8 protein-coding genes are annotated in these 6,943 nt (G+C 68.4%); 2 read left to right on the top strand and 6 right to left on the bottom strand.

Going from position 1 to position 6,943, the window contains the following annotated elements; genetic code table 11:
- Positions 1 to 83 precede the first annotated feature (83 nt).
- The 4 genes from IEY07_RS03690 to IEY07_RS03675 form a co-directional block, all read right to left on the bottom strand.
- A complete protein-coding gene (locus tag IEY07_RS03690; RefSeq protein WP_188893772.1) occupies positions 84 to 488 on the bottom strand; it encodes an OB-fold nucleic acid binding domain-containing protein in 405 nt (134 codons plus the stop codon).
- Positions 488 to 1,282 carry a DUF3710 domain-containing protein gene (locus IEY07_RS03685; RefSeq protein ID WP_229669660.1) on the bottom strand — a complete coding sequence of 265 codons (795 nt, stop codon included), beginning with the start codon at positions 1,280 to 1,282 and terminating at the stop codon, positions 488 to 490. The genes IEY07_RS03690 and IEY07_RS03685 overlap by 1 nt, the downstream gene beginning before the upstream one ends.
- Positions 1,279 to 1,773, bottom strand: coding sequence for a dUTP diphosphatase (gene dut, locus IEY07_RS03680; protein ID WP_229669681.1), 495 nt, complete (start codon positions 1,771 to 1,773; stop codon positions 1,279 to 1,281). The genes IEY07_RS03685 and dut overlap by 4 nt, the downstream gene beginning before the upstream one ends.
- A gap of 71 nt (positions 1,774 to 1,844) precedes the next feature.
- On the bottom strand, positions 1,845 to 2,417 hold the full coding sequence (locus IEY07_RS03675; protein WP_188893770.1) for a DUF3093 domain-containing protein: 573 nt from the start codon (positions 2,415 to 2,417) through the stop codon (positions 1,845 to 1,847).
- Positions 2,418 to 2,483: 66 nt separating this feature from the next.
- On the opposite strand from IEY07_RS03675, the gene IEY07_RS03670 reads away from it, so the two are divergent.
- The gene (locus IEY07_RS03670) at positions 2,484 to 2,777 is read left to right on the top strand and encodes a DUF4235 domain-containing protein (protein WP_188893769.1); all 294 of its coding nucleotides are present in this window, start codon (positions 2,484 to 2,486) and stop codon (positions 2,775 to 2,777) included.
- Between the two features lie 254 nt (positions 2,778 to 3,031).
- On the opposite strand, the gene IEY07_RS03665 is transcribed toward IEY07_RS03670, so the two are convergent.
- On the bottom strand, positions 3,032 to 3,331 hold the full coding sequence (locus IEY07_RS03665) for a DUF4193 domain-containing protein (protein WP_188893768.1): 300 nt from the start codon (positions 3,329 to 3,331) through the stop codon (positions 3,032 to 3,034).
- 149 nt (positions 3,332 to 3,480) lie between these two features.
- Positions 3,481 to 5,658, bottom strand: a complete 2,178-nt coding sequence (locus tag IEY07_RS03660; RefSeq protein WP_188893767.1) for a S9 family peptidase — start codon at positions 5,656 to 5,658, stop codon at positions 3,481 to 3,483.
- A 111-nt stretch (positions 5,659 to 5,769) separates the two neighbouring features.
- Between IEY07_RS03660 and IEY07_RS03655 the strand changes: the two genes are divergently transcribed.
- Positions 5,770 to 6,918, top strand: a complete 1,149-nt coding sequence (locus IEY07_RS03655; RefSeq protein ID WP_188893766.1) for a glycerate kinase family protein — start codon at positions 5,770 to 5,772, stop codon at positions 6,916 to 6,918.
- Positions 6,919 to 6,943 lie beyond the last annotated feature (25 nt).

The raw sequence follows: 6,943 nt of genomic DNA, 5'->3' as shown, positions 1-6,943 counted from the left end.
GGACCAAACCCGCCGACGAAATCCTGCCTCACGCCACCCGTCAACGAACTTCAGACGCGCGACACTAGCTGGCCGCGCACACCTCAGAGCAACTCGTAACGCGGGTTGAACAGCACCCGATGGCCGTTGGCCGAACAGCTCAGCCGACCCGCCACCCGGATGTTGCGTCCGGGCTCGATACCGGGGATCTTGCGCCGCCCCAGCCAGACCAGCGTCACCGACCCCGACCCGTCGCGCAGTTCCACCTCCAGCGCCGGCTTGCCGCCGTGCGGATTGATGGTCACGGTGGCGACGTCGCCACACAGGTCGACCAGCTGGCGATCGCCGCAGGTGCTGATCGGCATCGCGCCCGCTTCGCGCACCACCCGCTGGCGGTCCTCGTCCTGCAACTCGGCATTGGACGACGCCAGCCGCCGCAGGGCTCGGCGCACCAGTCCACGGCGTTGTTCCGCGTCGGCGCGTGGGCCGACCTGCGGATCCGTACTCATCAGGCCTCTCCTGATTCATCCGGCACGTCGGCCGGAGTGGCATTCTCGGGAAGAGACAGCGGGAGCAGATCTCCCGGTGCCATGGCTTCGTCGCCGCGGCGGACGACGATCATCCGGAAGGCTTCCAGGAAACCGGCGACCGCGCCGTCGAGACCGTCCTCGAGCGCGGCCTGGCCGTAGACGATCCCGCGCAGCATCCAGCGCGGGCCCTCCGCGACCCACATCCGTGACGGCTGGTAGCCCTCCTGCCCGTCCGGCGAGCGGACCGGCAGCAAACGCCGCAGCTCGACTCCAAACGGACCGGCGACCAGATCGGCCGAGCCGCCCGCCTCGTGGGCGGCCTGGACCAACTCGTCCCGGATCTCGGCCCACAGGCCGCCGCTGCGCGGTGCGGCGAAGGCACCGACCTCCAGTGCGGAGTCGCCACGCATCAACATCGCCGAGACCACCTGCTGACTGGCCTCGTCGACCTGCAGCCGCAATTCGGCGCCATCACCGGCGGCAAGCACAAGGCTGCCCAGATCGATCCGGCGGCCGGCCTCGAGCTCGTCCTCCAGGCTGTCGGTGTCCACGTCGGCGACGTCGTACGGACCGAGGTCGCGCCACTCCTGGGCGTCCAACTCGGCCAGGGTCGGGGTCGCATTCTCCTTGTCGACCGAGTCGACCGAGTCGACCGAGTCCGACGCCGACGAGTCGTCGACCTCAGCGTCCTCGGCAGCCGCGGCGGTCTCGTCGAGAGCCGGGTCCTCGGTCACCTCGGAGTCATTTCGCCGCCGTCGCGAGCGAAAGATCATCGATTCTTCTCCTGTGTGCTGTCCGGCTGGTGCGAGGCCGCACCGGCCGCGGCCGGCATCCCGCCGGTCGACCCGTAGCCGTCCGATCCGCGGATGGACCCGGGCAATTGTGACACCGTTACGAACTCCGCTCGACTTACCCGCTGAATGACCAGCTGAGCGATGCGATCCCCGCGGGACAGTTTGATGGGCGTAGACGGATCGGTGTTGATCAGACACACCTTGATCTCGCCCCGATAGCCGGCGTCAACGGTGCCCGGAGCGTTGACGATGCTGAGACCGTGGGTGGCAGCCATGCCGGACCGCGGGTGCACCAGACCGACATAGCCGGCGGGCAATGCGATCGCCACTCCGGTGCCGACCAGGCGTCGCTCCCCCGGCTCCAAGATGGTGTCGCTGACCAGGTGCAGATCGGCGCCCGCGTCACCCGGCCGCGCGTAGCTGGGCGCAGGTAACCCCGGGTCGAGGAGCAGCAACTGCACCTCGACCACGTCAACCCCTTCCGCGCTCTGGGAGCCGATCCCGGAACCGGGTCCTCGCTCCTCGCCGGAGGTTGTCTCAGTCACGATTCAACGGTATCTCGGGGTGGGGACACTTGGGGGCGTACGACCGCATCCGCACCTGCATCGGCACTCGCGTTCGTCTCGTCGGCGCCGAACCGCGATGCGATCGCTTCTGCCAGCCGCTGCGGCCGACGCGAACTGATCAGCCAGTACGGCGTCGGATCGGTCCGGTCGGCGATGGTCACCTCGACCGCCCGGTTGAGATATGGCCGCAGCACCAGGTAGGCGCGGGCATCCGAATCCGGCCCACGGCGCCGGCGGGTCGCGTGCTCGTCCAGCACCCGCACCTGGGCGATGTACGGCCACTCGATGTTCGCGCCGCCGACCCACAGCCGGTCGCGCTCAACCCGTACCTCTTCACGGCCGTAGCGCAGGAAGGCCCCGCCCATCACGACCATCACCAGCACCCCGGACCCGAGGCCCCAGGCCGGCCCGAGATAGAACAGCACCGCGATCAGCAGCGACAACGCGAACAGCCCGGTGAGAACCCACCAGCCGACCGGCACCCACAGCCGCTCCCTGTACAAGGGGCGAGCACTGTGTTCGGGAGGCTGATCGGGACTTGCTGACACGGTGCAACGGTACGCGCAGCCGACCGATCCACAGAAGTCGGCCGGACACGACGGTAGAGTCGACCCATGCGACCGACGTCGAAGCTGGTGTGGAAGATCTACATAGGTGTTTTCGGGGCGGCTACGACGATCGCCGCCCAACAAGGCATCAAGCTGGCCTGGAAGGCGGCGACCGGCAAGAAGCCGCCGCTGCCGACCGATCCCGACATCCCGCTCGCCGAGGCCGCCAGCTGGGCGATCGCCAGCGGGGTGGGCGTCGGGCTGACGCAGTTCGTGGTGACCCGGTTCGCCGCCAAGCGGTGGGCCAAGGACATGGGGACCCAGGCGCCCGGGATCCCCCAGATCAAGCTGAAGATCTAGCTCCTCCCGTCCTCGGACGGCTGGAGAAGCTGGAGTGCTGTTACCGCTGTTGGCCAACGCGATCAGCGACATCGAGTTCGCCGGTATGTCCGCCTCTTCCTGTGCACGCTGACCGACCACTGAGCCCGACCACTGAGCATCAGATCCGGGGTCGCGGCGCAGCAGGCCACGGGCCGGCCGAGGAGCGGACAACACGAAGGCCCGCACCCTTACTGGGTACGGGCCCCGCCTGACGCCTCGATGAGGCGGTCGTATCAGCCGGCGCAGTCGACGCAGTACATCTGACCGTTCCGGGTCTCGGCCAGCTGGCTGCGATGCCGGACCAGGAAACAGCTCGCACAGGTGAACTCGTCGGCCTGGCGCGGTAGCACCCGGACAGTGAGCTCCTCGTGCGACAGATCGGCGCCGGGGAGCTCAAAGGCCTCGGCCGCTTCGGCCTCGTCCTCGTCTACCTTCCCGGAGTTCTTGTCGTTACGTCGGTTCTTCAGTTCTTCGATGCTGTCTTCGCTGACATCTTCATCGGTCTTACGTGGGGCGTCGTAATCGGTCGCCATCTCTTCCCCTCCCGGGCCTGACACCCGAGTTCGTATCCCTCTTCAACTCCTCCGGCGGCCAGGTACCGGAGTCTGCATCGGACACCGCCACGCGCAAAGTCCGAGCGCAATGCATATCACACCAAGTCAAGACCTGCGCGAGACTTGCCTTACAACACCCGCGGCCGATCAAAATTCCCGCCGCTGCGGGCCGATTCCAAGAAGTTCCGTACGGTCTCGTACCAGACGATCGCATGCTGCGGTTTCAGCACCCAGTGATTCTCGTCCGGGAAGTACAGGAACTTGTGCTTCAGCTCCTCTGGGTCGCCTTCGTGCCGGGCGACCAACTCGGTCCATAGAGCGAGCCCCTCGCTCAGCGGCACGCGATAGTCCTTGTCCCCGTGGATCACCAGCATCGGCGTGACGATCTTGTCGACCGACAGATGGGGCGAGTGCTGGGCGATCATCTCGTCATTCAACTCGGTCAACCAATAGATGCCGTTGTCGGTTGAATACCGGAACGCACCCAGATTCCACAGGCTGGCATGCGTCACAATCGCCGTGAAGCGGTCGGTATGACCCGCGACCCAGTTCGCCATATACCCACCGAACGAGCCGCCCATCGCCACCGTGTCGGTCTCGTCGATGTCGTCACGCTCCACCACCGCATCGGTGATCGCCATCAGGTCGGTGAAGGGCTCGGCACCCCAGCGTCCCCAGCCACGCTTGATGAATTCCTGGCCGTAGCCGGTCGACAGTGCCGGGTCGGGCAACAGCACCGCATAGCCCTGGGAGACCAGCAACCACGGCGACCAGCGCCAGGACCAGGCATTCCAGGAGCCCAGCGGCCCGCCGTGGATCCACAGCGCCAGCGGTGCCTTGTTGGTCGCCGACGCACCCTCGGGCAGCGCGAGATAGCCACGGATCCGTACGCCGTCTGCAGCCTCGGTCTCGACGTCGACCAGGGTGCCGGGCAGTTCCGGGTAGCTGACCGGTGCGTTGAGCTCGGTCAGCGAGCCGTCGGCGACCGAGATCGCCACGACGCTGCCCGGGTCGGTGTAGGAGGTACGGGTCGCGTACAGCGTGTTGCCGTCCGGTGACAGCAGCACCGACCCGTACGATCCGTCCGCAGTCAGCCGGCGCGGCGTCTGGGTCGCCAGGTCGACGGCGAAGATCGGAGAGTTGCCGTCCTCGTCGGCGACTACGTAGAGCACTGACGAGTCGGCACTGAAGGCGACCGGGTGCGGCCAGCGATCCCAGTCCCCGGCCAGCACCCGGCCCTCGCCGGAGGCCCGGTCGATCAGCCACAGCTTGACCGTCGGCGGTTCGGTCGCGGTCGGCTCCGTACGCCGTACGGTCGCGATCAGCGAACCATCGCGGCTGATCACCGCACCGCCGAACTGGGCGTCGTCCTCCTCGGCGCGGACTACCGGCTCGGCGTCCGGATCGGTCAGATCGAGCTCGACCAGGGTGCCCGCCGACTTGCCCCGCGGCTTGCGCACCCGGCGGTTGATGATCACGAAGCTGCCGTCGTCGGCGATCGCCTCGAATTCGACGCCGTCCCGTCCGGTGTCGGGCAGCAGCTTGGTCAGTTGATCAAGGTCGACGTCCAGGTCACCATGATCGACTTCACCGGTCAGCTCGCCGGCGTAGAGCCGGGTCCGCTCGCCGAGATCATGATCGAAGAATCGCACCGGGTAGCCCTCGTGCAGGATCGCGGAGACCTTCTTGGCCTTGCGGAGCTTGCGCAGATCCTGGTCCTGCTTCTCCGACTCGGTGCCGATCAGAGCCGCGGCGCTGAAGACCGCGCGCGGGCTCGTGCGGGCCACCGCGATGCTCCGCCAGCCGCTTGCCCGGCGCGCGATCGGATACGCCTCTCCCCCGCCGGCCGGCAGCAGCCAGAGCACGCCATCGCTGTCGTCGGGCTTGGTCTCCGGCTTGGGCCCGTACGCCTTGGCGGCCGGCGGCGCCGGCCGGCGCGATCCGAAGACCAGGCTGCCGTCGGGCAGGAAGGCCGCGACCGATTCGCCCTCCGCCGATCGCGTGAATCGCCGGGCCGGGGCGGAACCGGTCGGGTCGACCGACCACCAGCTCGACCGATAGGCGGTCTGATCATGGTTCAACTCGCTGACCGACACCAACAACGTGCCGGTCGGCGACAGCACCAGCGATCCGAGCCGGGGCAGGCTGATGTAGGCACGCAGGTCGTCCCACGGCGAGCCGAGAGGTTGTTCGTCGGGATCGGACGGCTCCTGCGACGCCCCCAGCCCCGCACCGGTAGATTCGTGATCACCGGTAGCTTCCTGATCATTGAGATCGACTCGGTCCTGATCGCCGATGAACGCCATCTCGCCCCTAGTGCTGGTTCGGTCGTGCTGATTCGGTCGTGCTGGCTCGGTGGAATAGCCGGGTAACCGCCCCTGAGCCTGTTGAGGGATCCGGCCGCGAAAGGATATGCCATGCCCGAACCGACCGTACGAGGGACATCCGACACTGTGACTGCAGACCAGCGCCACCGGCCGTTGACCGTCGCCATCGCACCGGATTCCTTCAAGGGCACGGTGACCGCGACCGACGCCGCCGACTTGATCGCCGAGGGCTGGCGGCAAGTTCGTGATCATGACCGACTGCTGGCGATTCCCTTGGCCGACGGTGGCGAAGGCACCGTCGACGCCGTCGCCGCCGCCCGCCCGGACGGGGTGCGACACCGGGTCGACGAGCTGCACGGCCCGGACGGCCGGGCTGTGTCGGCCTCCTGGCTGGAATTGGGTGCCGGAACCGCGGTGATCGAAATTGCCTCGGTCTGTGGGCTGCCGCTGATGGAGAGTCTGGATCCGCTCGGCGCCACCACCTACGGACTGGGCCAGTTGATCTCCGCCGCGCTGGACGCGGGTTGTCGCACGGTGATCGTCGGCGCCGGCGGCTCGGCGACCACCGACGGCGGCTCGGGAGCGCTGGCCGCGCTCGGCCTGGAACTGCTCGATGATCATGGTCGCCCGGTCCCGCCGGGCGGCGGCGGGCTGGCCCGGCTGGCCACTATCGCCGGCACCGCGCGCCGGCCGGAAAAGTTGATCATGCTCAGCGACGTGGACGCGCCGTTGCTGGGGCCGACGGGCGCAGCGGCCGTGTTCGGTCCGCAGAAGGGCGCCGATCCGGGTCAGATCGGCATCCTGGACGCCAACCTGGCCCGCTTCGCGGGGTTGCTCGGCGGCTCGACCGACGACCCCGGCATGGGTGCCGCGGGAGGCCTCGGCCACGGCCTGGTCACCGGATTGGGCGCGGTGATCACGCCCGGGGCGCCGTATCTGGCCGAGCTCGCCGGACTCCCGGCAGCACTGACCGAGGCGGACCTGGTGATCAGCGGCGAAGGCCGGTTCGATCAGACGTCACTGGGTGGCAAGGTGGTCGGCTACGTCCTGGAGCGGGCGGCGGCGTACGGGGTCGACGCGGCGATCATCGCCGGCCAGGTCGCCCACCGGATCGAGTCCGTGCCGGCGATCGGGCTGGCTGACTTGGCGGGGTCGACCGAGGCCGCGCTCGCCGATCCCGTGCACTGGCTGCGGCAGGCCGGAGCCCGGGCGGCGCAGCTGTGGAGCTCCGCAGGCTGACCCCGGCTTTGGCCGGACCGGGTGC

Source organism: Microlunatus endophyticus, assembly GCF_014646195.1.
Classification (GTDB): Bacteria; Actinomycetota; Actinomycetes; order Propionibacteriales; family Propionibacteriaceae; genus Microlunatus; species Microlunatus endophyticus.
This window is presented reverse-complemented; position numbering and strand designations above follow the sequence as displayed.

What these genes read in the sequence shown, in the direction of transcription:
- IEY07_RS03690 (WP_188893772.1), bottom strand. Translation starts at nt 488, where the DNA reads ATGAGTACGGATCCGCAGGTCGGCCCACGCGCCGACGCGGAACAACGC.
- IEY07_RS03685 (WP_229669660.1), bottom strand. Translation starts at nt 1,282, where the DNA reads ATGATCTTTCGCTCGCGACGGCGGCGAAATGACTCCGAGGTGACCGAG.
- IEY07_RS03660 (WP_188893767.1), bottom strand. Translation starts at nt 5,658, where the DNA reads ATGGCGTTCATCGGCGATCAGGACCGAGTCGATCTCAATGATCAGGAA.
- IEY07_RS03670 (WP_188893769.1), top strand. Translation starts at nt 2,484, where the DNA reads ATGCGACCGACGTCGAAGCTGGTGTGGAAGATCTACATAGGTGTTTTC.
- IEY07_RS03665 (WP_188893768.1), bottom strand. Translation starts at nt 3,331, where the DNA reads ATGGCGACCGATTACGACGCCCCACGTAAGACCGATGAAGATGTCAGC.
- IEY07_RS03655 (WP_188893766.1), top strand. Translation starts at nt 5,770, where the DNA reads ATGCCCGAACCGACCGTACGAGGGACATCCGACACTGTGACTGCAGAC.